This is a genomic window from Rodentibacter genomosp. 1 (assembly GCF_001999285.1).
GTDB lineage: Bacteria > Pseudomonadota > Gammaproteobacteria > Enterobacterales > Pasteurellaceae > Rodentibacter.
Window position 1 is genome coordinate 190,265 of sequence record NZ_MLHN01000008.1, and the last position, 24,268, is coordinate 214,532.

The 24,268-nt window shown below is 40.6% G+C and carries 14 protein-coding genes; 10 read left to right on the forward strand and 4 right to left on the reverse strand.

The window, feature by feature from the left end; genetic code table 11:
• Positions 1–44: 44 nt before the first annotated feature.
• The gene (gene malK / locus BKK54_RS05060) at positions 45–1,187 is read right to left on the reverse strand and encodes a maltose/maltodextrin ABC transporter ATP-binding protein MalK (protein ID WP_077542034.1); all 1,143 of its coding nucleotides are present in this window, start codon (positions 1,185–1,187) and stop codon (positions 45–47) included.
• Positions 1,188–1,571: 384 nt separating this feature from the next.
• Between malK and malE the strand changes: the two genes are divergently transcribed.
• From malE to malG, 3 genes are all read left to right on the forward strand, one after another.
• A complete protein-coding gene (malE, locus tag BKK54_RS05065) occupies positions 1,572–2,759 on the forward strand; it encodes a maltose/maltodextrin ABC transporter substrate-binding protein MalE (protein ID WP_077542035.1) in 1,188 nt (395 codons plus the stop codon).
• A gap of 163 nt (positions 2,760–2,922) precedes the next feature.
• Positions 2,923–4,473 carry a maltose ABC transporter permease MalF gene (gene malF, locus BKK54_RS05070; RefSeq protein WP_077542036.1) on the forward strand — a complete coding sequence of 517 codons (1,551 nt, stop codon included), beginning with the start codon at positions 2,923–2,925 and terminating at the stop codon, positions 4,471–4,473.
• A 10-nt stretch (positions 4,474–4,483) separates the two neighbouring features.
• Positions 4,484–5,374 (forward strand): maltose ABC transporter permease MalG, encoded by an 891-nt coding sequence (gene malG / locus BKK54_RS05075; protein WP_077542037.1) that lies wholly within the window; start codon positions 4,484–4,486, stop codon positions 5,372–5,374.
• 107 nt (positions 5,375–5,481) lie between these two features.
• Here the strand turns inward: malG and BKK54_RS05080 are convergent, their stop codons facing one another.
• From BKK54_RS05080 to BKK54_RS05090, 3 genes are read right to left on the reverse strand one after another with little or no spacing between them, the layout of a single operon-like run.
• On the reverse strand, positions 5,482–6,225 hold the full coding sequence (locus tag BKK54_RS05080; protein ID WP_077542038.1) for a YdcF family protein: 744 nt from the start codon (positions 6,223–6,225) through the stop codon (positions 5,482–5,484).
• A complete protein-coding gene (locus BKK54_RS05085; RefSeq protein ID WP_077542039.1) occupies positions 6,222–7,181 on the reverse strand; it encodes a polysaccharide pyruvyl transferase family protein in 960 nt (319 codons plus the stop codon). Before BKK54_RS05085 ends, BKK54_RS05080 begins: the two co-directional genes overlap by 4 nt.
• Complete coding sequence (locus BKK54_RS05090; protein ID WP_077542040.1) at positions 7,178–8,701, reverse strand: lipopolysaccharide biosynthesis protein; 1,524 nt, start codon at positions 8,699–8,701, stop codon at positions 7,178–7,180. The genes BKK54_RS05085 and BKK54_RS05090 overlap by 4 nt, the downstream gene beginning before the upstream one ends.
• Positions 8,702–8,816: 115 nt before the next feature.
• Here BKK54_RS05090 and BKK54_RS05095 point away from each other — a divergent pair, with 115 nt between their 5' ends.
• From BKK54_RS05095 to BKK54_RS05125, 7 genes are all read left to right on the forward strand, one after another.
• Entirely contained in the window at positions 8,817–9,590 is a 774-nt protein-coding gene (locus BKK54_RS05095; RefSeq protein ID WP_167366615.1) for a glycosyltransferase family 25 protein, read from the forward strand.
• Positions 9,591–10,787 carry a hypothetical protein gene (locus BKK54_RS05100; protein WP_077542042.1) on the forward strand — a complete coding sequence of 399 codons (1,197 nt, stop codon included), beginning with the start codon at positions 9,591–9,593 and terminating at the stop codon, positions 10,785–10,787.
• Positions 10,780–11,661 carry a glycosyltransferase family 2 protein gene (locus BKK54_RS05105; RefSeq protein ID WP_077542043.1) on the forward strand — a complete coding sequence of 294 codons (882 nt, stop codon included), beginning with the start codon at positions 10,780–10,782 and terminating at the stop codon, positions 11,659–11,661. The genes BKK54_RS05100 and BKK54_RS05105 overlap by 8 nt, the downstream gene beginning before the upstream one ends.
• 14 nt (positions 11,662–11,675) lie before the next feature.
• Positions 11,676–12,479: a glycosyltransferase family 2 protein gene (locus BKK54_RS05110; RefSeq protein WP_077542044.1), complete on the forward strand. Its 804-nt coding sequence runs from the start codon at positions 11,676–11,678 to the stop codon at positions 12,477–12,479.
• Positions 12,480–12,496: 17 nt separating this feature from the next.
• Positions 12,497–13,600, forward strand: coding sequence for a lytic murein transglycosylase (locus tag BKK54_RS05115; protein WP_077542056.1), 1,104 nt, complete (start codon positions 12,497–12,499; stop codon positions 13,598–13,600).
• A gap of 200 nt (positions 13,601–13,800) precedes the next feature.
• The gene (locus BKK54_RS05120) at positions 13,801–15,558 is read left to right on the forward strand and encodes a ShlB/FhaC/HecB family hemolysin secretion/activation protein (protein WP_077542045.1); all 1,758 of its coding nucleotides are present in this window, start codon (positions 13,801–13,803) and stop codon (positions 15,556–15,558) included.
• Between the two features lie 69 nt (positions 15,559–15,627).
• Positions 15,628–24,268, forward strand: an 8,641-nt coding sequence (locus BKK54_RS05125; protein WP_077542046.1) for a filamentous hemagglutinin N-terminal domain-containing protein, incomplete at its 3' end; no start/stop codon positions are given.

Consider the following 24,268-nt stretch of genomic DNA (forward strand, 5'->3'; position numbering starts at 1 on the left):
TTTAGGATAAAGTGAACATGTATGATTTATTACCATACAGATTTTTATACACCGATTTCTTTAAATAGACGGCGACAGGCTTTCCCGTCCTCTTTAAATAAATGACAACGTTCAGGCATAATACCAATTTCAATTTCATCACCTTCTGAAACTAGCACCACATCATTTTGGCGATAAACAAATATCGGTTGATGAATTTCAGGTATTTCAATGTGGATTTGGGTTTCGTGTCCTAACAATTCGACAACTTGAACAATACCACGTAAGCGAACTTCAGCCTGAACAACAGGAATGACATGCTCCGGGCGAATGCCTAAAGATAACATCTCGCCCTCATTGACGCCTTCACCTTCGACCGGAATCCAGAAATTATGATGATTGGAATCCGGCAATTCCACTTGAACACGCTCAGCTTCTACGGCAGTAACACGAACCGGTAAGAAATTCATTTTCGGTGAGCCGATGAAACCTGCAACAAAACGGTTTGCCGGATAGTGATAAAGTTCTAATGGTTTACCGACTTGGGCAACATTGGTAGTAATTTGCGGATTATTTCCGAGGGCTTGTAAGACAACAATTTTGTCAGCTAGGGTCATTGCTTCGACTTGGTCATGAGTGACATAAATCATCGTACGACCTAATTTTTTATGTAATTTGGAGATCTCAACCCGCATTTGCACGCGTAGCCCAGCGTCAAGATTTGAAAGTGGTTCGTCTAACAGGAAAACTTCAGGCTGTGAAACTAGGGTTCGACCGATTGCTACGCGTTGACGTTGACCACCTGATAGTGCCTTAGGTTTACGATCAAGCAAATGGGCTAATTGTAATACTTCGGCAACTTGATTAACGCGTTGATCCCGCTCTTCCCTACTGACTCCGGCTAATTTCAAACCAAAAGACATATTATCCGCTACGTTCAAATGGGGATATAGTGCATAAGATTGGAAAACCATTCCAATTCCACGTTTTGCGGGCTCTACATCATTCATTCTTTTATCGCCAATAAATAAATCTCCGCTTGTAATATCTTCAAGGCCGGCAATCATTCTCAATAATGTTGATTTACCACAACCTGAAGGCCCAACAAAAACAACAAATTCCCCTTCGTTGATTTCTAAATTAACATTTCTTGAAATGTGGATATCCCCATAGGATTTATTGACATTACGCAGTGATACATTGGCCATAACAAAACCTCATTAACATCAATTGTTCTTTTTGGATACACATCATTGCTCATCTCAATAGAGAAAAAATCATCCTTTTATCATTTTTTCGAGGATTAGAAGAAAAAAGTATGACTTCTTTCTTTTTACAGTGAAATTGGTAAATAAAATACATTTTTTAGTACGTTTTTTGAGTGAGATCATATTTTTTAATTTTAAAACTGTGATCAGTTTCACAAAACAAAAAATTATTAAAAATATTGTAGGATAATTCCTGGGGGGCGTAGATAAAGGGATGATAACAAAGGGAAATATTTATTGATAATTTGATCTTAATAAACAAGACATAAGGTTATCTTTAAACGTTAACGTCCTAATCATTGATAAACTCTCAAGGAGCGTACTATGAGTAAAACATTATTGAAATTCACCTTAACGGCAGTAGCAGGATTGGTATTGTCTTCGTCTGTTATGGCTAAGATGACAGAGGGGAAGCTAGTCATTTGGATTAATGGCGACAAAGGGTATAACGGGCTTGCAGAGGTCGGTAAAAAATTTGAAGCCGATACAGGGGTATCTGTTCTAGTCGAACATCCGGATAAATTAGAAGAAAAATTTCCACAGGTGGCTTCTACCGGTGATGGGCCGGATATTATTTTCTGGGCTCACGATCGTTTTGGCGGCTATGCTCAATCCGGTTTATTGGCTGAACTACAACCAAGCCAAGAATTTAAAGATAAATTTGTCGATTTCGCTTGGGATGCGGAAAATTATAATGGCAAGATTATTGGCTATCCTGTCGCAATTGAAGCCTTATCGCTTATTTATAATAAAGATTTAACGCCTGAAGCCCCAAAATCTTGGGAAGATATTCTAGAGTTAGATAAAAAACTGAAAAAAGAGGGTAAAAACGCCATTATGTGGAATTTGGCAGAGCCTTATTTTACTTGGCCTGTTGTTGCCTCAAATGGCGGTTATGCATTTAAATATGCTAACGGACGTTATGATGCCAATGATATTGGTGTAAATAATGAAGGCTCACAAAAAGGGTTACAGTTTGTTGTCGATATGGTTAAAACTAAAGTCATCAATGCTGATATGGATTATGCCGTTGCAGAAGCAAGTTTTAATAAAGGCGAAACGGCATTAACCATTAACGGGCCTTGGGCTTGGGGAAATATTGAAAAAAGTAAAATCAATTATGGCGTGGCAGTGCTTCCAACTTTAAATGGTCAAGCCTCTAAGCCATTTGTTGGGGTGTTAAGCGCTGGGGTGAATGCGGCAAGCCCGAATAAAGATTTTGCTAAAGAATTTTTAGAAAATTATTTATTGACAAATGAAGGCTTGGCAACCGTCAATGCAGATAAACCACTGGGGGCGGTAGCGTTGAAATCCTACCAAGAGCAATTAGCAAAAGATACTCGAATTGCAGCGACAATGGTGAATGCACAAAATGGTGAAATTATGCCAAATATTCCACAAATGACGGCATTTTGGTATGCAGAGCGTAGTGCGATTACTAACGCAGTATCCGGTCGTCAAGAGGTGAAAGCCGCATTAGATGATGCGAGAGCCAGAATTCAAAAACAATAATCTTATTTCGGGCGGGTATCTCACCCGCCCAGTCCGTCTGTGGCTATATAAAAAAGTGCGGTCAAAATTTATGCTATTTTAGATTCAGTTTTAAGGAAAATAAGTCCGCATTTTTGTATCACTTAAATGTGATAGTTAATTTCTCAGCATTTCGAGGTGTATTATGCTAAAAAACATTGATTCCGCTCCATCGAAATTTTCTATTAACCGATTAAAAATGCTATTGATTGGTGCTGTTCTCTTGATCGATTTTTATTTGGTTATGCTGATGTATTCTCGTGGCGAATATTTATTTGCACTTTTAACCCTAGTGATCCTCACGTCTGGTATCTATATTTTTAGTAGCCAAAAAGTCTATGCTTGGCGATATGTTTTTCCCGGAATGATGGGAATGGTGATTTTCATTTTGTTCCCGCTTGTTGCCACGATTGCCATCGCTTTTACTAATTATAGCGGAACAAATCAGCTTTCTTTTGAACGTGCGCTTAATGTGTTGACACAGCAACATTATTTTTCCGGCAGCAAATATGATTTCAAATTATATCCACAGTCGGATGAACGTTTTCAATTGGTTTTGCATAATAAAAATACCGATCAATTTTTTGTCTCTGATAATATTTTATTGACTGACACGCCGGTAAATGTAAGAGAAAAAGCCGCCCCAGAGGGGGAAAGTTCACCCTTAAAAGTGGTAGCACAAAATCGTTCTGCATTACAAGCTATGGTGGTCATATTGCCTGATGGAAGCGAATTGACAATGAGTTCATTACGTCAATTTTCAGAGCAAAAAATGCGTTATACCTATGATGAAAATACGCAGATTTTAACCAATAATGAAACAATGAAACGTTATCGTGCTAACGATGACAAAGGTTTCTTTCAAGCTATTGATGGGAATGGAAACTGGGAAAATGAAACTCTTGAGCCGGGTTATACTGTGACTACGGGTTTTCATAATTTTATTAAAATTTTTACCGATGAGGGGATTCAAAAGCCATTCATACAAATCTTTATTTGGACAATTATATTTTCTGTATTAACGGTTGTATTTACCGTTATCATTGGTATGGTTTTGGCTTGTATTGTGCAATGGGAAGCATTACGGGGTAAAAGTATTTATCGCTTATTACTGATTTTACCTTATGCTGTACCTGCATTTATTTCCATTTTGGTTTTCAAAGGATTATTTAACCAAAGTTTTGGTGAGATCAATATGATTCTCAATAATCTCTTTGGTATCAGACCCGAATGGTTTAATGATCCCTTACTCGCCAAAATTATGATTCTCATTGTAAATACTTGGTTGGGCTACCCTTATATGATGATCCTATGTATGGGGCTACTCAAAGCTATTCCTCAAGATCTGTATGAAGCCTCCGCAATGGACGGTGCATCAACTTGGCAAAATTTTACCAAAATTACTTTCCCATTGTTACTAAAACCATTAACACCGCTAATGATTGCAAGTTTTGCCTTTAACTTTAATAACTTTGTATTGATTCAGTTATTGACTAATGGTCGTCCGGATATGATTGGCACAACCACACCGGCAGGTTACACCGATCTATTGGTTAGTTATACCTATCGCATTGCGTTTGAAGGTAGCGGAACGCAAGATTTTGGGCTTGCCGCAGCCATTGCGACCCTTATTTTCCTATTAGTGGGCGGGTTAGCATTATTAAATATCAAAGCAACGAAAATGAAATTAGATTAGGAGGATTATTATGGCTATTGTACAACCAAAATCTATGCGTTATCGCCTGTGGGCAACGCACGCTGCATTAATCCTATTCATTTCACTCATTATGTTTCCATTATTAATGGTTATTGGTATTTCGCTACGTCCGGGAAATTTAGCACTGGGCGATATTATTCCTCGCGAAATTTCTTGGGAACATTGGAAGCTTGCCTTGGGGTTTGATGTGGTTCATTCTGACGGTTCTGTTACCCCACCACCATTCCCAGTGCTACTATGGTTATGGAATTCGGTCAAGGTTGCCACAATTACAGCCGTAGGTATTGTCACGCTTTCTACAACCTGTGCCTATGCCTTTGCCAGAATGAAATTTAAAGGGAAAAAAACACTCTTACAGGGAATGCTAATTTTTCAAATGTTCCCTGCCGTGTTGTCACTTGTTGCTCTCTATGCTTTATTTGATCGCTTGGGGCAATATGTTCCGTTTCTCGGGTTAAACACCCACGCAGGTGCTATCTTTGCCTACTTAGGTGGAATTGCTTTGCACGTTTGGACGATCAAAGGCTATTTTGAAACCATTGATGGTTCCTTAGAAGAAGCTGCTGCTCTAGATGGGGCGACACCTTGGCAGGCATTCCGTTTAATTTTATTGCCGTTATCTGTTCCAATTTTAGCGGTTGTTTTCATTCTTTCATTCATTGCAGCTATTACAGAAGTCCCTGTTGCTTCATTACTCTTACGTGATGTCAACAGTTACACGCTAGCAGTGGGAATGCAGCAATATCTTTATGCCCAAAATTACCTTTGGGGGGATTTTGCCGCAGCTGCAGTATTATCTGCTATTCCAATCACCGCAGTCTTCTTGATTGCCCAACGATGGCTTGTGGGAGGCTTAACCGCAGGTGGGGTAAAAGGATAAAAAACTTGATAAATCATCGCCTGATCCATATCAGATGTTATCGGATATGGATCAGGCTTATTTGAATTATAAAAAACAGAACCGCTATAAACCTTCAATATTAGAAATTATTTTTCCTTCCAATAGCCGATCCATTCTTTTAATAGCTGCATATTTTTTGCAATCGCTCCCCCTTGAGGAACAAAATGCATCATAGTTAATTCGTATTCTTTAGGCGTAATCCCTTCGCCGACACTCGCCGGCAATACCTCAAATCCCTGTTGTTGGAAAAGTAGCCTTGCCCGCTGCATATGCCATTCATTGGTCACCAGAATAATTTTATTGATATGCTCTTTTTCCAATATTTTTTTGGTAAACAAGGTATTTTCCTTGGTGGTTAAGGCATTCGGCTCAACCCATTTTGTGGGGATATGAAAGAAGTTTTGTAATTCTTCTGCGGCAATTTTCGCCTCAATTGCACCCGTCGGGCTTCTACCTGTAATGAGAAGCGGTAAGTCTGTTTCTTTTTGTAAATACGCCGCATAGCGTAAGCGTTCAAGCTGAATGGCAGTGGAAGCAAGCGGCGCATAAAGCTCGTTGCTATCCCGCAATCCGCCCCCCAATAACACAATGGCTTGTGCATTTTGGTAGTCGTTGAGTGTTAAATTGTCTTCCGTAATTAAGCTGTCTTTCAAGGTTTGTGCCGTGAAGGGAATGCTCAATATATAAAGTAGAGCGAGCCCAAGAGCGGTCAAAATTCGGCTTAATTTTTTGAAATTGAATTTTTCCAATATCAATGCCAACAGCCATAAAATCAAAATGTTAAATGGTGGCAGAATCATGGCGGTGATGAGCTTTTTGATTTCTATCATTTTTTGTCAATTTCCACAAAATCAATATTTTTTGTCCATAAATGGGCATAGCCGGAATTTTTCCCGTAAGCGTTATCGCATACTCGGTTTGGAATTTCCAGTAAGCAGGAGAAAATATGGCCGTGTAAACGGGTGGTGGTTACCTGATCATTTTGTAAAAATACCTTGGCGACACGATTCACAATGCGTTTGGTGTAAGCAAACCAAAATTGATGAAAAAGATTTTTCAGCCAGCCCCAATTTTGTTGATGGGCAAATTTACTGATACGCCAACTAAGAGCCAAAACGATACTGTCTAATCGGGTGAGAATATCTTCCCAGTCTTGCACATTAGCCTGAGACGGCAGGGTGGTAAGGATATTTTTTTCCACGTCACTGGCTTCAATATCTTTGCGTAAAAAATAAAGTTGTTTACCGCTGTTGCCTTGTTTTGTCGGCAATGTGCCGTAAAGCTGATGTGCCATATCCGGTGATAATGTCACATTTGAGGAAAATTGTTTAAAACTTTCCGCCGTGCGTTCATCACGGGCAAGTAAGTAACAATCCGCGTGTTGATTGAAAAGTGCGGCTGATTTTTCGAGATTTTTTTGATCTTTAAAATACAGCGTTTGTGGCAAGACAATGATGCGATTATTGGGGAAATGCTGAACCATTGCCTCACGAATTTTTTGATGTTGTGGATAGAGATCGCCAAAGTTACCCCCACCGTGTAACAAAATAGTGGTATTTGGGGTAATCTTTTGTTTTACTTCATTAATATCTATATCAAACTCACAACGTTTTAATGTCACATGGATATGGTGATCTTTAAAAAATTGTTCTGTGCCGTGATAGATCAATAAATCACCCACATTTAAATGTAACGGATAATCAAAGTAAAACACGTCATTTTTATCTTTGATTAAATCCGCAATGGGATCGAGTTGCTGCTTTAGAGAAACTAATGTTGAATTCATTTTTTTACCTTTTTCAAAATATAGCCAAACAAGAAGGCTTTTTCTGTACGATTTAAACCGATTAATAAAATCACTGAAATTAGTCCAAATTCTAATAAGATGGAATGAACGATAAATTCAGCGAAAGTATAAAGACGTTGTGTATCCGACAGATAAATCAGCCCGATTAAGAAAGAAAATACGATGCCGATATTAAGTAAATATGTGACAAATTCTTTTCGGTTAAATTGAATTTTTTTGTTAATGAAATAGAAACGGTAGATTTGCATGAAAAGTGCGGTGGAAAATCTGCCGATAAAAGCATAGATTGGGTTATAACCGAGGGTAAATAAATAATAGGCGAGTGGCACGGTACAAAGATCAATGATGGCAATGACAATGTTGTATTGCTTAATTTTGTTTGTGCCGATAGCCAACGCCGTCATCCAAAATGATCCCGCCATGGCACTAATCAGCGAGCATAACAGGGTAATTTGTACTAATTGTTGCACATATATCGGTAAATGATCACCTAACCAGAAGGTAAGCAACGTGTGGGGAAAATAAAGTACCGGTGCAGATAAAATCGCAATGAGATAAAAGGAATATTTTGATGTGCCGAGAATAAGCTTTTTATTGCGTTCGTAATCTTTTGCCGCATAAGATTGCACAAGTTGTGGGTTAAATGCCACTTGAAAGTTATTCACAAAGCTATAAATCGCGGTATCCACTTGGGTAGCAATGCCTACGGCGGCATTGACGGTGACCCCAAAAAACAGGTTGATGACCATATTTAAGCCTTGTGTTGAGGCGACATAAGCCGTTTGCCCGAGTAACATCCAACCGGAAAAACTTGCCATTTCCTTTGTTTTGCTAAAATCCTTGTAAAAACGAAAACGGGTTTCACTGTAAAAAGTGCGGCGGGTAAAATTAACATAAAGCATAAATACGAGCAGGCTCACCCCAAGTAATAATAGGCTATAACTGATTAATTTATCGTATTGTTCAATCTGCATTAAAATAAAGATAGCAGAGAGTTTAAATGCTGTCTCACTCAAGCCCAGCCAAGCATAAAATGACATTCGCTCATGGGCGACAATCATGGCATTGAAAGGCACTTTAATAATTTCAATCAGGGCAATGAGAAGAGCAATTTGATAGACAATATTGGCCGCGTGCATTCTTTCTGTCGGAATATTGAGTTTATGGTTTAAAAACCAAAGCCCCACGGTTTCCGCCAGCACTGCCACGATAAGCATAATAAAGAGATGATTTAAGATACTGATATTAAAAATAATATTGACACGGCTTGAGTCATTGGAGGCTTTTTCCACATTAATAAAACGTTGGGTGGTTGCCGTCATCGTACCGTTAAAAAACGAAAACAAAATCACCACGCCCATGACTATGTTATAAATCCCGAAATCTTCCACGCCCAGCACACGTAATACCACACGTGAAATATAAAGCATTGCGCCCATATTAAAGAGCATTCGGATATAAAGAAACAGGGTATTTTTCGCAATGGTTTTATTCGACATGGTGACTGATTCTCGCCTTAAAATTGGTGGGGAATTATAGATTTCTTTAGTATAATCAGCAATCTTTTATGCAACTATTTCTAATCGAATAGATACCATAATTTTAGTTGAGAGAATGATGAATAAATATTTGATTTCCCTAGATAAAGATGAGCAACGTCGTGTGCTTTTCTTTTCGCAACCCGATACGGCAGATTTTTGTGTCTTTCCCGCCATTAATACCATGCAACGGGAATGGGAAGAATTGGCGCAGCCGTTTGATTTGGCTCAATTTGAGCAGCGTTACGGGCGTAAAGTGACGAAAGGTGAAATTGGTTGTACGCTGAGTCATCTTGCTGTGTATCGTTTAATCGTGGAAGATGAATCGGTGGCAGACGATGATTACGCCTTAGTGTGCGAAGATGATGCTTTGTTGGCGCCAAATTTCCAACAAAATTTGACCGCACTTTTAAACCAAAATAATGCCATGCCGATTGTGCTTATCGGGCAATCCAAAATTGCTCAATTTAATGATACAGAGTTGGAAATTAATTATCCGACAACCTTTTCATTTTTGTGCCACAAAGCAGGGGCGGTGTCTTATGCCTATCCCTATAAAAGCTATTTTGCCGGTACGGTAGGATATTTAATCAAAAAATCCGCCGCCCGTGTTTTTCTCAAACTGCTTGAACAAGGCAAACCTTTTTGGCTTGCTGATGACTTTTTATTATTTGAAACGAGATTTGCCTTGCTGAATCAAGTGGTTCGTCCGCTGATGGTGATCGAAAATCCAAAATTAGTCAGCAATCTTGAGGCGATTCGAGGTTCTCAAGCCAATAATCTTGCGAAAAAATTGATGAAATATCCGCTGAAAAAAATAATGGCGATTCAGAAAAATTTAGGAAAATAAATGACCGCACTTTTTAATCTTTTCTATATCTATGATCCGTGGTTTTTCCATGTGGTGCGTATGTCTTTTGTGGTTGGCTTGCTTGCTTTGGGCGTGTTGTTTTATCGCTATATAAAGAAAAAAAACACGCAAGGCATTGTGGTGCCAATGGATAGTTTAGCTGTATTGTTAGGGCTAATTTTATTGAGTGTGATTCCGCTACTGATAAATGGCACAAGGGATTTTTCAGTGGTGACTATGTATGTGAAATCACTGATTTTATTTATTTTCGGTATTGGGTTTTATAACGTTTTCTATGTGATACCCAATGGGCAACAGCTGCTTGTGCGTGATTTACAAATCGGGGTTGTGGTGCAATTTGTATTTGGCATATTAGCCTTGTTTGGTGTGTCATTTTTGGTGGATTTTTTGCTTTCAACCAATGCGGTGTTACCGGCAAGATTTTATGGTTCGGAACAGGAATACCGCCTGTATAACATCACGGCGACAGCCTTTTTCCAACTGAGTTTATTTTACTTAATGCTGTTCCATTTTTTATTAGCGTATAACGCAAAACATAGCAGTATTCCGAGTGTTTTTATATTTTTGATGCTCTGTATCGGGTTGATTTCCGGTAGAACCTTTTTGTTGCTTTCCGTAGTGAGTATAGCCGTGTATTTTAAATGGCGATATGTCCCATCGTTGATTGCATTTTTGCTATTGGTGCTGGGATTGGCTTATTTTGCACCCAAAAATCCTTATGTCGCTCATGCGCTAGAGCCGATCATTAATTTGTTGCACGGCGTCGGTTTTGTGAGTTCTTCCACCGATACTTTAGTCAAAAATCATTTATTTATGCCGACTTTGAAACAATTTATCAGTGGTGATGGTATGTATATGACAGGGCAGTTAGAGACAGGGCGTTATTACGGTAGTACGGATTCCGGTTTTTTACGCCAAATTTTATACGGTGGCATAGCTTACGCACTGGTTTGTTTTTTTGCCACCTTTTATTTTGTCCGTAAAGTCGCCCTGAATTGGTTTGATGGCAGTTGGAAATTTATTCTTTCCGCTTTTGTGATTCTTACCGCCTGCAATATCAAAGCCGACACCTTCGCCTTTCCAGGCATTATGTTTGTGATGTTGATGTTTTTGTCGTTATTTGGCACTCATGGCAAACAACGCATTTTCTTAGAGAAAGAGGGAAAAAATGTTTAGTATCATTGTGCCGTCTTACAACCGAAAATCGGAAATTCCTGTTTTATTGGAAAGTTTAGGGGAGCAAACCCATAAAGCATTTGAGGTGGTGATTGTTGATGATTACTCGAAAGAGCCAGTTGTGGTGGAGAAATCTTATCCCTTTAAAGTAACAGTGATTCGTAATGAAACCAATCAGGGGGCGGCGGAAAGTCGAAATATCGGTGCGAGAGCCGCATTGGGAGAATGGTTGTTATTTTTGGATGATGATGATCGTTTTGCTGAGAATAAATGTGAGCGATTGGCAGAGGTGATTAACAAACATCCTGATATTAATTTTATTTACCACCCTGCAAAATGCGAAATGGTGAACGAAGGTTTTACCTATGTAACCAAACCGATCCCACCACAAGAAATTAGTGTGGAACGGATTTTACTTGCCAACAAAATTGGCGGTATGCCGATGGTAGCGGTCAAGAAAGATCTTTTCTTAAAAATAGGCGGATTATCAACCGCACTTCGCTCTTTGGAAGACTATGATTTCCTCTTAAAAGTGATCAAAGAGCCTGATTTCAAGCCTTATATGCTGAGTGAGCCATTGACCTTTTGTACTTTTCACACCAAACGTGCCAGTGTCTCAACGGATACCACCAATACAGAAAAAGCCATTGATTACATTCGTGAGCATTATGTGGAAACACAAGAGCAGGCACATAATTTCAATATTAACGCCAGCTATATTTTGGCTTATCCACATATCATGAACTTATCACGCAAGGCGGCGTATTATTATTTTGATATTTTTAAACAAACCAAAAGTATTAAACAATTCGTGATTGCAATGGTTGTGCTGATTTCGCCGAAACTGGCACTGAATTTGAAACGATTTATGTAATAGAAAGGATAGTCATGAAATTTTCAGTTTTAATGTCTTTATATATTAAAGAAAATCCGCGATTTTTACGGGAATGTTTTGAAAGTCTAGCCGCTCAAACCCATCAGGCGGATGAAATCGTTTTAGTATTTGATGGTGAGGTTACTGAGGAACTGGAAACAGTGGTTTCCGAATTTGAAAAACAGTTACCGTTAAAATTAGTGAAATTACCGCAAAATCGAGGACTGGGAAATGCCTTAAATGAAGGGTTGAAACATTGCAGTCATCAGTGGGTTTTCCGTATGGATACGGATGATATTTGCGTGCCGGAACGTTTTGCTAAACAAGTGACATTTATTGAACAACACCCCGATACCATTATTTTTGGCGGACAAATTGCCGAGTTTGGTGAGAATGTCAATGATATTGTGGCTTACCGCCGTGTGCCGACAGAAGCAGAGGATATTGTGAAATTTACGCAAAAACGTTGCCCTTTTAACCATATGACGGTGGCATATCAAAAAAGTGTGGTGATAAATTGTGGGGGGTATGAGGATCTGCAAGAGGATTATTATTTATGGATTAAACTTGTGGCACAAGGTCAAGCCGTGGCAAATTTACCGGATATTTTGGTTTATGCTCGGGTAGGCAATGGAATGGTTGGGCGGCGGCGTGGTTTAAATCAGGCTAAAGCAGAATGGCGGTTATTTAAATTAAAATATCGTTTAGGTATTCAGGATTTCGCCTCAGGTTTTTTTATTTTTGTATTGCGATCAGGCTCCCGTTTATTGCCAACTGCCTTATTAAAAGCGGCTTATAATCAATTTTTAAGAAAATAATGTTAAAAGGAAAGCAAATGAAAAAAATCTCGTTATTATCGACCGCACTTTTATCCTGCTTAATTATGGGATGTTCCAGTGTCAGTCAAACAGTATCAGCAAATATTCCTGCGGTGAGCCGTGATGCGGTTTATTCCAAACCCCGTACACAGAATAATTTTAATGATTATGTACAATTTTTAAAAGGCAAAGCGGTAACGGAAGGGGTTTCTCCAGCGACGTTAAATGCACAAAATAATATTCGTTATATAGAAAAAGCGGTGGCGTTAGATCGGGCGCAGGCAGGAAGAACCGTCAAACGTGATCCAAACCAACCGCCAGTGCTAAATCCAAATGGTACAACCAATTACCTCAATAAAGTACTGACCAATAATAAAGTGAATGTGGCGGAGGATCGTTATTGGGAAGTCCAAGTACCGCTTCAACGGGCAAGTCAGCGTTATGGCGTACAACAAGAATATATCCTTGCATTATGGGGAATGGAAAGCAGTTTCGGACATTACCAAGGACGTTATGATGTGTTATCTGCCTTGGCGACTCTTGCCTTTGATGGCAGACGTGAAGCCTTGTTTAGCAAAGAATTTATCAATGCGATGAAAATGTTGGATCGAGATCATATTCAACGTGCCCGAATGTTGGGATCGTGGGCGGGCGCAATGGGGCAAACCCAATTTATGCCAAGTGCTTTCTTAAATTATGCGGCTGATGGTAACGGCGATGGGAGAAAGGATATTTGGACAAATCAATTTGATGCTTTTGCTTCCATTGCAAATTATTTACATACCGTAGGTTGGGACGATAAATTGCCTTGGGGTATCGAAGTGACGTTAACCCAACCCATTGATTTATCCCTTTCCGGTATTGAGAAAAATAAAGCCCGTTCTTTGCGTGATTGGCAAGCTCAAGGTGTGATGCCGTTAAGTTTCAGCGCACAAGAACAATCAAAATTGACCGCACTTTCCCATACGGATCTTTGGCTTGTCCGTCCGGATAAACAGGTAGGGAGAGCATTTTTAGTATCAAATAATTTCCGCACGATTTTAGACTGGAATAAATCTAATTATTTTGCCGTGAGTATCGGAATGTTTGCGGATCTAATTAAAGAAAGGATTGGGCTGTAAAATAGACAGTCTGTTTTCAAGTGCGGTCGATTTTTGTTTGAAATTTGTCGGATTATATGGAAACCAAATTGAACGCACAGCCAAAAAACATTGTATATATGTTGATGGGATTGCCGTGACTCGCTCATTGCGGTATAAACATTAATAAACAATTGCCTTGCGTGCAATTAAACGAATAAATTCAATCATTTAATCAAAGTATGAAAACAGTATTTAACAAACTTTATACCATTACATTATTCTCAACGACACCATTATGTGTTTTCGCTAACCAACCACCGGAAAATTTTTCCCGCTTAAACCAAATGGATGCACTTCAACAACAGCGTCAACAGCAAAATCAGAAGGAGCAAGAGAAAACCCTACAATCTCAGGCTGATGTTCGTTTAGAGACGACAAATGACGAAAAATTGTCCCTATCCGATAAAGAAACCCTTTGTTACCCGATTCATCATATTGCATTGATTGATTATTCAGCGGAACATTCCTCTTCTAAGAGCCAATTCCAATGGGCATTAAATCAAGCCTCTGATGATTTAAAACTCACCCTCCCACATTGTTTTGGGGGAGAAGGACTTGGGGTTTTGATGAAACAAATTCAAAATCGAATTATTGAAAAAGGATACGTGACGACACGTGTTGTCACACAAGAGCAAGATCTGAAAGGTGGTTCATTAGTGTTGACGATTATTCCCGGTAAAGTCGGGAATATTCTCGTTGAGGATAGTGGTGATATTTCACGTTTTACCCGTTTAAGTGCCTTAACAGGTTTCACTTTTGCAAAAGGTGATCTTTTGAATGTAAGGGATATGGAGCAATCCCTTGAAAATCTTAAAAGGGTGCCGACAGCAGAAGCAAACATTGAGTTATTACCTAGCGAGACCGAGATAGGTGTCAGCGATATTAAAATCAGTTATCAACAAACCTTGCCTTTTAGACTTAATTTAAGTTTGGATGACGCCGGTTCAAAATCAACGGGGAAATATCAAGCAAGCGGTACCTTGTCCATTGATAATCTTTTTTCTGCTAACGATCTTTTTTATACCTCTTTTACACATAGTTTAAAAACTCACAATGATGAAAAAGGTAACCGTGCCAGTAAAAATTTAACCTTCTATTATTCTATCCCTTTCGGTTATTGGACGTTATCGGCATCACAAACTTATAACCGTTATCGTCAAGAAGTGTTTGGTGCGTTCGATAATAACTATCTTTATTCGGGAAAAAGTAACACAACAAAGGCGACACTATCTTATTTAGTTTATCGGGACAGTAAGCGTAAGACCTCTGTTTTTGGTGGCTTTTGGTCTCGTCAATCCGGTAACTATGTGGATGGCTCAGAGATTGATGTACAAAAACGTCGTATGGCGGGTTGGGAGGCAGGACTTTCTCATAAAGAATATATGGGTGATGCGGTTCTTGAATTATCAGCTAGCTATAAACGGGGAACCGGTGTAAGGGGCGCATTATCCGCACCGGAGGAGCTTTGGGGAGAAGGGACATCCCGTCCTGAAATAATTTTTGCCGATATTAATTTTACTCAACCTTTTATGCTGGGTAAGCAATCTTGGCAATATCAAACTGCTTGGCGTGCACAATGGAACAAAACGCCTTTAATTGCTCAAGATCGTTTCAGTATTGGCGGACGTTATACCGTAAGGGGTTTTGATGGTGAACTGACACTTGCCGGTGAACGAGGCTGGTTATGGCGTAATGAATTTGCTTGGAATGTGAAGGGTAAAGGACAACAACTTTATTTGGCTCTTGATGGCGGACGGGTGATGGGGTGGTCGACCCAATCCCAATTAGGACATCATCTTATTGGGAGTGCCATTGGGTTAAAAGGCGGTGGGAAAGGTTTTTACTATGATGTTTTTGTCGGCAAACCAATCAGCAAACCAACCGGTTTTAAAACCTCCCATACCGTAGCCGGTTTTAATCTGGGTTATAGTTTTTAATAGCGCTTTTCTCCCGATGTTTACAGAGGGAGAGATTTGAATAAAAGATTTTGAAATAAGGATTTAAAAATGAATAAAAAGTGTTTCCGTGTCATTTTCAGTAAAACCTTACAATGTTTGGTTGTCACATCGGAATTGGCGAAAAGTGCGGATAAATCACCATCAGCGCCAAATACCGACAAAGTGCGGTTAAAAAATACGGTGTTTTCATTGAACCCAACCGTATTTGCCTTATTTTGTGCTTTTGGTTTTGTGACCTTTTCAACGCCTTCCCTTGCAGAGGCCTTAATTATCCGTGCAGACCAAAGTGCATCAAAAAATCATCAACCTATCGTGTTACAAACGGCAAACGGGTTACCTCAGGTCAATATCCAAACGCCGAATGATAAAGGGTTATCCCATAATAAATACAGTAAATTTGATGTGGATACTAAAGGCGCCATTCTAAACAACAGCCGAACCAATGTTCAGACCCAACAAGGCGGCTGGGTGCAAGGTAACCCTTACCTTGCCCGTGGTGAGGCAAAAGTGATTTTAAATGAAGTCAATTCATCGGATCCTTCCGTGCTGAAAGGCTATGTGGAAGTGGCGGGTAAAAAAGCCGATGTCATCATTGCTAATCCATCAGGCATTCATTGTGACGGTTGCGGGGTGATTAATTCCGATCGTGCGACACTGACGACCGGCAAACCACAAATCCAAAACGGCAATTTGGAAAGTTTCGTGGTAGAAAAAGGTAAAGTAAGTGTATCCGGTAAAGGCTTAGATAACAGTCGGGTGGATTATACGGAGATTATTGCACGAGAAACCCAACTCAATGCCGGCGTTTGGTCAAAAAAAGAAATGAAGGTGGTCACCGGTAAAAATACGGTGAAGCGTACGGATAAAGCGGAAGATTTGCAAATTATTCATACAAACCAAGCAACCGCTCAAGAATCTAAGCCGAAAGTTGCGATTGATGTAGGGCAATTAGGGGGAATGTATGCAGGAAAGATCCATTTAATTGGTACTGAACAAGGTGTCGGTGTACACAATGCCGGGCATATTGGTGCGAATGCTGAAACGCTCAAGATTGACAGCCAAGGTCGAATTGTCAATAGCGGTACGTTAAATGCGAATAAAGCGGTTCAGCTTACAGGTACACAAGGTATTGAAAACACAGGTAAGATTGAAAACCGTCAGGGAGATATCACACTTAATAGCAAATCGAATATTAAACAAGATGGGGCGATTGTTGCCCGCTCAGGTAATATTCATAAAACTGCCAATCGGGGCATTAGCCAACAAGGTGAATCCATTGCAAAAGGGAATATTCACTACCATGCTGCCGATGTCAGCGCTTCAACCCACTCACTTATCGCAGCGGGTGTGGAGGTAAAAGATACGGCAGAAGGGGAGAAACGCGCACTGGAAAACTTCTCTGTACAGGGTAAAAATATTACTGTTGACACAACAGGTAAAACGGCATTACAAGGCAAAAATATTGCTTCGGGTAATCTCAAAATCGGTAGTTCGGAAGCAAACTTAGATCATAGTCAAATTTCAGCTTATTCAATTAAGGTTAACGCCGGTCATGGGGCGATAGAGGCTAATAATGCGCATCTCATTGCACAACGTGATTTAACACTTAAAACCCCTACCGCACTTCGAACCCAAAACAGTTACCTAAAAGCGGATAAGATTTCTACACAACAGTATTCACTTAATACGAAAAATTCGATTTGGGAGCAAACCGGCACGGACTTATTTTCGATTAATACGGCAGATAAGCTACAAAATCAAGGCGGTACCTTTAAAACACAAGGGGATTTGAGTGTTCATACTCAAGGTATTGATAATCGACAAGGACGTTTTATCGCCGCCGGAAAACTCACCATTGATGTTGGTAAAAATAAGGTCGATTCGACCGATGGCGTGCTTGCTTCAAACCAAGCATTGTCATTGACCTCCGGTGAACTTATCAATGACGGCGGTTTGATTCAATCACCGCAAGGCATCCGCCTGAATACGCAAGGCGGATATTTATCCAATCAACAAACGTTAACCGATAGCCAAGATAAAGGGATTGTGACCTTAGGTGAGTTGGAGATTGACGCCGCAGATTTGGGTAACCAACAAGGGCGAATAGTGAGTGGCGGGGATCAGCAGATTAAGGCGATGGAGGTGAATAATACTCAAGGTTTGATGAGAACCAATCAAGCTTTAAATCTTGTTGCACAATCCATTCAAAATCATGACGGTGTGATGTCGGCAAAATCAACAGCCACAATCTCAGTTGAGAAAAACTTTACTCAAACAGGGGGACAACTGGGGGCAAATGCGCTCATGCTTAATGCTGGAAGTCTCAATAGTACAGATAACAGCCTGATCGCGGCAGATCTTGCCAATATTCAAGTTTTAGGTAAGTTTAATCACCAACAAAGCCGTTTAAATACGCGCAATGATTTAACGATTCAAAGCCAAGCCTTAATTAATACCTTAGGTACCATCAATAGTGTTGCCGGAAATATCAAGATTAACACGCAACAACATCAACTCAATAATCACCAAGGGTATATTACCGCAAAAGGGCATATTGAATTAGATTCCGGCGAGTTAAAAAACCAAGATGGATCAATTTATTCCCAACAGGATATTCGGATTGATACTCACAATCAGAAGTTAAACAATCAACAGACTCAAGGTGAGTATCAGGGTATTTTGAGCCAAGGCAATTTAACTATCTATGCCGATAAATTAGATAATACGCAGGGAACCCTCTCGGCAAAATCCTCTCAACTGAATATCTCTGAATTAGTCAATCGTTTTGGAATTTTACAAAACCGTGATGATTTATTGTTGCATACACAACGTATTGATAATACGGAAGGGATGATTTCAGGGGTAAAAAACGTCGTCTTGGCTGTCAGTGATCTCTTTACACAAAAGGCGGGAAAAGTCGGTGCCGGGGAATTAGTATTAAATGCGGGGGAAGTTAATTCAACCGAGAAGAGTCTTATTGTTGCGGACAATGCCACATTAACTGTTAAAGGCAAACTCACTAATGCGAACAGTGAAATATCAACAACACAAAATCTCACCATAACGAGTCAGGCGTTGAATAATCAACGTGGCTTATTATTGGCAGAGCGTGGCAATGTCACCCTTAATACCCGACAATATCATTTAAATAATCTGCAAGGAAAAATCGTTGCCGGGCAACAAATCGGCTTAGAGAGCGGTATGTTGGATAATCAACAAGGGTTGATACAAGGTCAGAAAGGGATCCGGCTTAATACGCACCAACAGCATTTAAATAATGGGTTGGGGCAGATTATTAGCCAACAAGATTTAACCATTGCCTCAGGCGAGTTAAATAACCGACAAGGTTATCTCCAATCTGTAAAACAAGGCGATATTCAAATAGGTTCATCTTCCCTACATAATCAACAGGGGGTGATTGCTACCGGTGCCCACCTCGGTTTAAATGCCGGTACGGTGAATAATGATGAGGGGGTGATTGAAGCCAACACGTATCTTAATGCGAATCTTTCAAATCTTTATCAACAAAATGGTGTGGTGCAATCTGCACAATCACTGAATATGACGGTGAGTGGTGAGGTGCTTTCGACCAATCACAGTCAAATTATCGGTGAGAATGTTAATGTCACAGCATCAGGTCAATTTGATAATCAAGGAAGTGACATTATTGCTAAAAATAATGGGATCATTCGCAGTGGTCAATTTAATAACAGTGAAGCAAATCTCATTGCTGAGCAAGGCAATCTTGAAGTTCATACCAAGCAGCAAAACTTAACCAACCGGCTTGGGAAATTAAGTGCCGGGGCAAATCTGACCATTAACAGCGGTGAGTTGGATAATCAGCAAGGATTCATTCAAAGCCGTCAAAATATGGTGATTGATACCCACCAAGGTCACCTTAATAATCAGCAGACTCAGGGGCAAAACAAAGGGATCATTTCCTTGGGGGAGATCGCCTTAACGACACAAGATTTTTTCAATCAAAACGGTTATTTATTGAGCCAAAAAAATCAAATCCTTAATGCCAAATCAATTCATAATGATTCCGGCGTCTTGTCTTCACTTGCGTCTCAAAACCTGACAGTGAGTGAGGCTATTCGTAATATCAGAGGGCGAATCAGCAGTGTGTCTGCCACGGTGAATGCTCAGGAAATTGATAATCAGGCAGGATTGCTTCAAGGGGAACATCAACTCAAGATTCAAACCCGTGACAAGATGAATAATGATGAGGGGCAAGTAAAAGCCGGAGAAAAACTAGATATACAAACTCAAGGGTTAAACAACCATAAAGGACAAGTGCGAGCGATAGCTGGCGATTTAGCCATTTCCTCAATTCAACATATCAATAATACCTTGGGTTATCTCACGGCAAAAGGGCAAGCCACCATCACGGCAGATGGACTAAATAATCATCAAGGTGTGGTGTATAACGAGCAAGGCTTGCTTAATCTGAAATTACAACAAAACTTGAATAATCATCAAGGTGAAGTGATTGGCAAAGAGAATTTAAATATTGAAAGTGCCGCACTTCTTAATCAGCAAGGCAAGATTTATGTAGAAAAACAAGGCAATATTGGTATTAAAGGGCTGATTGATAACCAACAAAGCGGCAAAATTTACGGTATGGGGGAAACCCTTATTCACGCCAACCAAGTTGATAATCGTGGCGGTGAGATTCGGACTCAAGATAAATTAGTCTTAAATGCCACAACAGGGATTAATAACCAGAAAGTAGCAAATTCGGGATCCTTTATTGAAAGTGGTAATGAACTTATCCTGAATACGGTGACGCTTAATAATAGCCAAACAAAATCAACAGAGGAGAAGATGACTCAGGGGATTTTAGCCTCCTCATTGACCCTTGCTGCTCAAGTGGTTGATAACCACCAAGGAAAAATTCACAGTCGTGGGCAAAGCGATTTATTTGTTCAACAAACCTTAGATAACCGCCAAGGGGAAGTGACCGGTGGTTCGGTTTCTCTTGAGGGGAAAAATCTTCGTATTGATAACCAAAGTGGACGGTTACAAGCGGAACGATCCTTATCCATTCTAGCCGATGAAGTCACGACCAACGGGCATATTGAAGGGCAAGATGTTGCCATCACACAACAAAAAGATTTTGTGACGGCCAATTCGATTAATGCAGAGCGAAACTTACGGATTACTACCGCCGGCAATCTGATTAATCAACATCACCTTTATGCCGATGACAGTGTCACTTTAGATGCCAATCACATTACCAACCGTGTTGATGGACGAATCAGTAGTGCCAACACCCGACTAAGCGCAAAAGGGGAGGTGCTTAATGAAGGCTTGATTAACGGCGTGAGTGTTGATGATCAAGCAACCACCCTAGTGAAGGCAGGGGGGCAACTCATTAATACAGGCAAAGGCAGAATTTATGGTGATCATATTGCCCTTCAAGCGGATAGGATTGAAAACAGTGATAAAAATTACGGCAATGAAATTAAATCGGCTGTCATCGCAGCAAGAGGTGATCTAGATATTGCTGCCCGTGAAATTGAAAATAACACGGCGCATTATTTGTCTGATCATCAGGTAGGGGCGACATTATTCAGTGTAGGGGAAATGCGTTTTGGACGAACATTAAATGCTAATAATCAAGTGGAAGGTAAGGCAGAGGTGTTACGTAATAACAGTAGTGTGATTGAATCCGAAGGCAACATTAAACTGGGCGTCAATCAAATCTATAATAACAATACCCATTTTATGGTTGAGCATGTTAAAACGGGTCAAGCGCCGAATAACATCACGCTGTTAAATGCTCAAGACAAACTCAATGAAACCTATATTGTGCCGAAAGAGAGGATGGCAGACGGGAAGCTGAAAACCGATTATAGCAACCCATTAAATGGCGATAAATCCAAGATTAATCTTGATGATCCGCATATTTCAATGGGCTTACTTCGTTGGGCGGGTTGGAGCCGTGCCGGGAAATTGGTCTATAAAAGTGACGGTGCAGCACCGGTATTATTAAAACCCGGAGATGTGATTACAGCGGATACTCCATTGGCAGAGCGTAATGAAATGGTTTGCGAATATGCGGCAGGCAATCCGGTTTGCCGTTATATACCGGAAGGGCAATATGGAATAGACAGCCCGATTTGGGCGTATTTTAACGTCCCGGCACCACAAGAGTCCCAACCCGAGTTTCCTTTTGATGAACTTGCCAAACAACCTTGGTATAAAGAAAGTGAGTGGTTTGAGGGCATTGATAGCGGTGAATTTAAATTTAAACGCCCGGTTTATCCGTCATGGTGGTGGGGAAATCGAGAGGAGTACGACAAACAACTCATCAAGTGGAACTATTATGTTCAAAATATTAAACCGCTGGAGGATTGGGAATACAAATATCGTGCGAGCTTGGCAGCAGTGGATAAGGGGATTGCCAGCCACAATAAAGCACGTTTAGGCTCCTTGAAGGAACGGGATTATAAAAATTTCTGGCAAATCCGTCTTACAAATCGCCGCACAGATGAAAGTCACGTGTTGAAGACCCTACCGGGACAGATTCTTGCAGGGGGCGATATTGAGGTGCATAACCAATCCTTTATCAACGATCGCAGTGTCGTCATTGCAGGAGAAAAACTGTCGTTAGAAAATAAGATTCAAAATATTGATGAAAGAGGGCTGCACCGAGTGACCGATAGCGGTAACCATGTTTACACCTATGAGAGATGGCGTGGTGGGTTTAAACGTTATCACGAACGTAAATGGGACTCACAGGAGAGGTATGAGAGAATTATCGAAACGCCATTTGATATGAATATCTTCCAGGTTGTAGAAAATGGGGATTATGTAGCCAATAAGCAAACAGAAGATGAGTTGAAAAATAGCACAGCCCATCAATTGGATTTAACTCAGGTTAAGGTAAAAAGTGAAGGGCTTTCTTCGGCTGGCAATCTGGCACTTGGCACATTAGGTTCAGGGGAGTCTGCACATTTTACCCAATTAGGTGGCGATACCCGTCAGGTGGATAAATTGTCGGCTTGGTCAGGCAAAGGTCAATTAGTTGAATCCAAAACCTTGAATGGGCGATTGGAGGGCTTCCAGTCTTTACCCGGTACGAATCCAACAGATTCAACGGTGCGTCCGCTTGAGCGAATTAGCTTAAATGAAAACCAAGAAGTCCGTAGTATCCGCCCGAATTTAGTGATACCACACAATGTATTATATCGGGTCAATGCAAATCCGAATAATCGAGTCCTTATTGAAACAGATCCGGATTTTACCAACCAAAAACGGTGGTTAAGTTCGGATTATATGTTCAATGCATTACGTTATGAGCCGAGCCAAATGCAAAAACGGCTGGGTGACGGCTTTTATGAGCAACGTTTGGTAAGAGAACAAATTAACCGTTTAACAGGCAGAAACTTTGTGGGCGATTACCGGGATTTTGATAGCCAATATCGAGGCTTGATGAATGCCGGTGTGACCTTTGCACAAAAATTCAATTTACGTCCGGGCATTGCGCTTTCCCCAAGTCAAGTGGCGAGCCTGACCTCAGATATTGTGTGGTTGGAAACAGAACAAGTGACCTTACCGAATGGCAAGGTTGAAAGTGTTATCGTGCCGAAAGTGTATGCTGTAGCGAAAAAAGACGATATCACGGGCAATGGAAGCTTGCTTTCAGCAAATCGAGTTAGCCACAAAGGCGGAGAGTTTATTAATAACGGCACAGTCGCCGGACGGGAGATTGTGCAGTTTGATAGTGAAAGCATTCGCAACAGTGGCAAGATTAGCGGTGGCGCCGTGGTGGGGAATGTTCAGGGAGATATAGATAACCTTGGTGGCACGCTTGAAGCGGATAAAGCCATCTTGCTTAACGTGACGGGCAATTTTAATCACTCAAGCCAAACGCATACCACTTCAGTCAATGTCGATGGCTATCAACGTCGTGACACCCGAATTAGTCGAAAAGGTTTACTTCACGTGAAAGGGGAGAATGGCACGCTGCAAATCCAAGCGAATAACATCAACCTTGGCGGAGCGGATATTATTAATGACGGTAAGGGGCAAACCACTCTTTCCTCAAAAAATAATCTCAATTTGACCGCACTTTCGGTGGGTTATGATGAAAAGATGGGTGGAGGCAACCATTATCGTCACGAAGGTAAAGAGGGGGTGGAAATCAGCCGAATTAAAGGCGGTGGTGATGTGAGTTTGGCAGCCCAAAATATTTATTCGCAAGGGGCTGAACTAGAAAGTGAGGCGAAACTTACCGCTCTTGCAGAAAACGACCTAGTGCTAAATGGTGCGAAGGTGAGTCATGATTTTGAAGAGTTCCACAAAACGAAAAGTGGCAGTTTGGCAAAAGTGACGAAAACGAGTTTTGATAAACACCAATCGGAGACAAAACGAGGCAGTCAATTGAGTGGCAAGGAGATAATCCTTGCGGCAGGTCGTGATGTGAAAGGCAAAGGGTTGCAGGCGATAGCGGAAAATGACTTGGTTATCCAAGCCGGTAGGAATGCAGATATTGCCGCAGACACAAATCATTTCCGCCATATTCATAAAGAAACGAAGAAAACCTCGGGAGTATTCACCGGTGGCGGCGGTCTCACCTTTGGTTCTAAATCGGAAAAACATCATTTAGAAAGCGAAGGTTGGACGCAATCGGATGCCCGTAGCACCTTGGGTTCACTGAATGGGAATATTCAAATTCAAG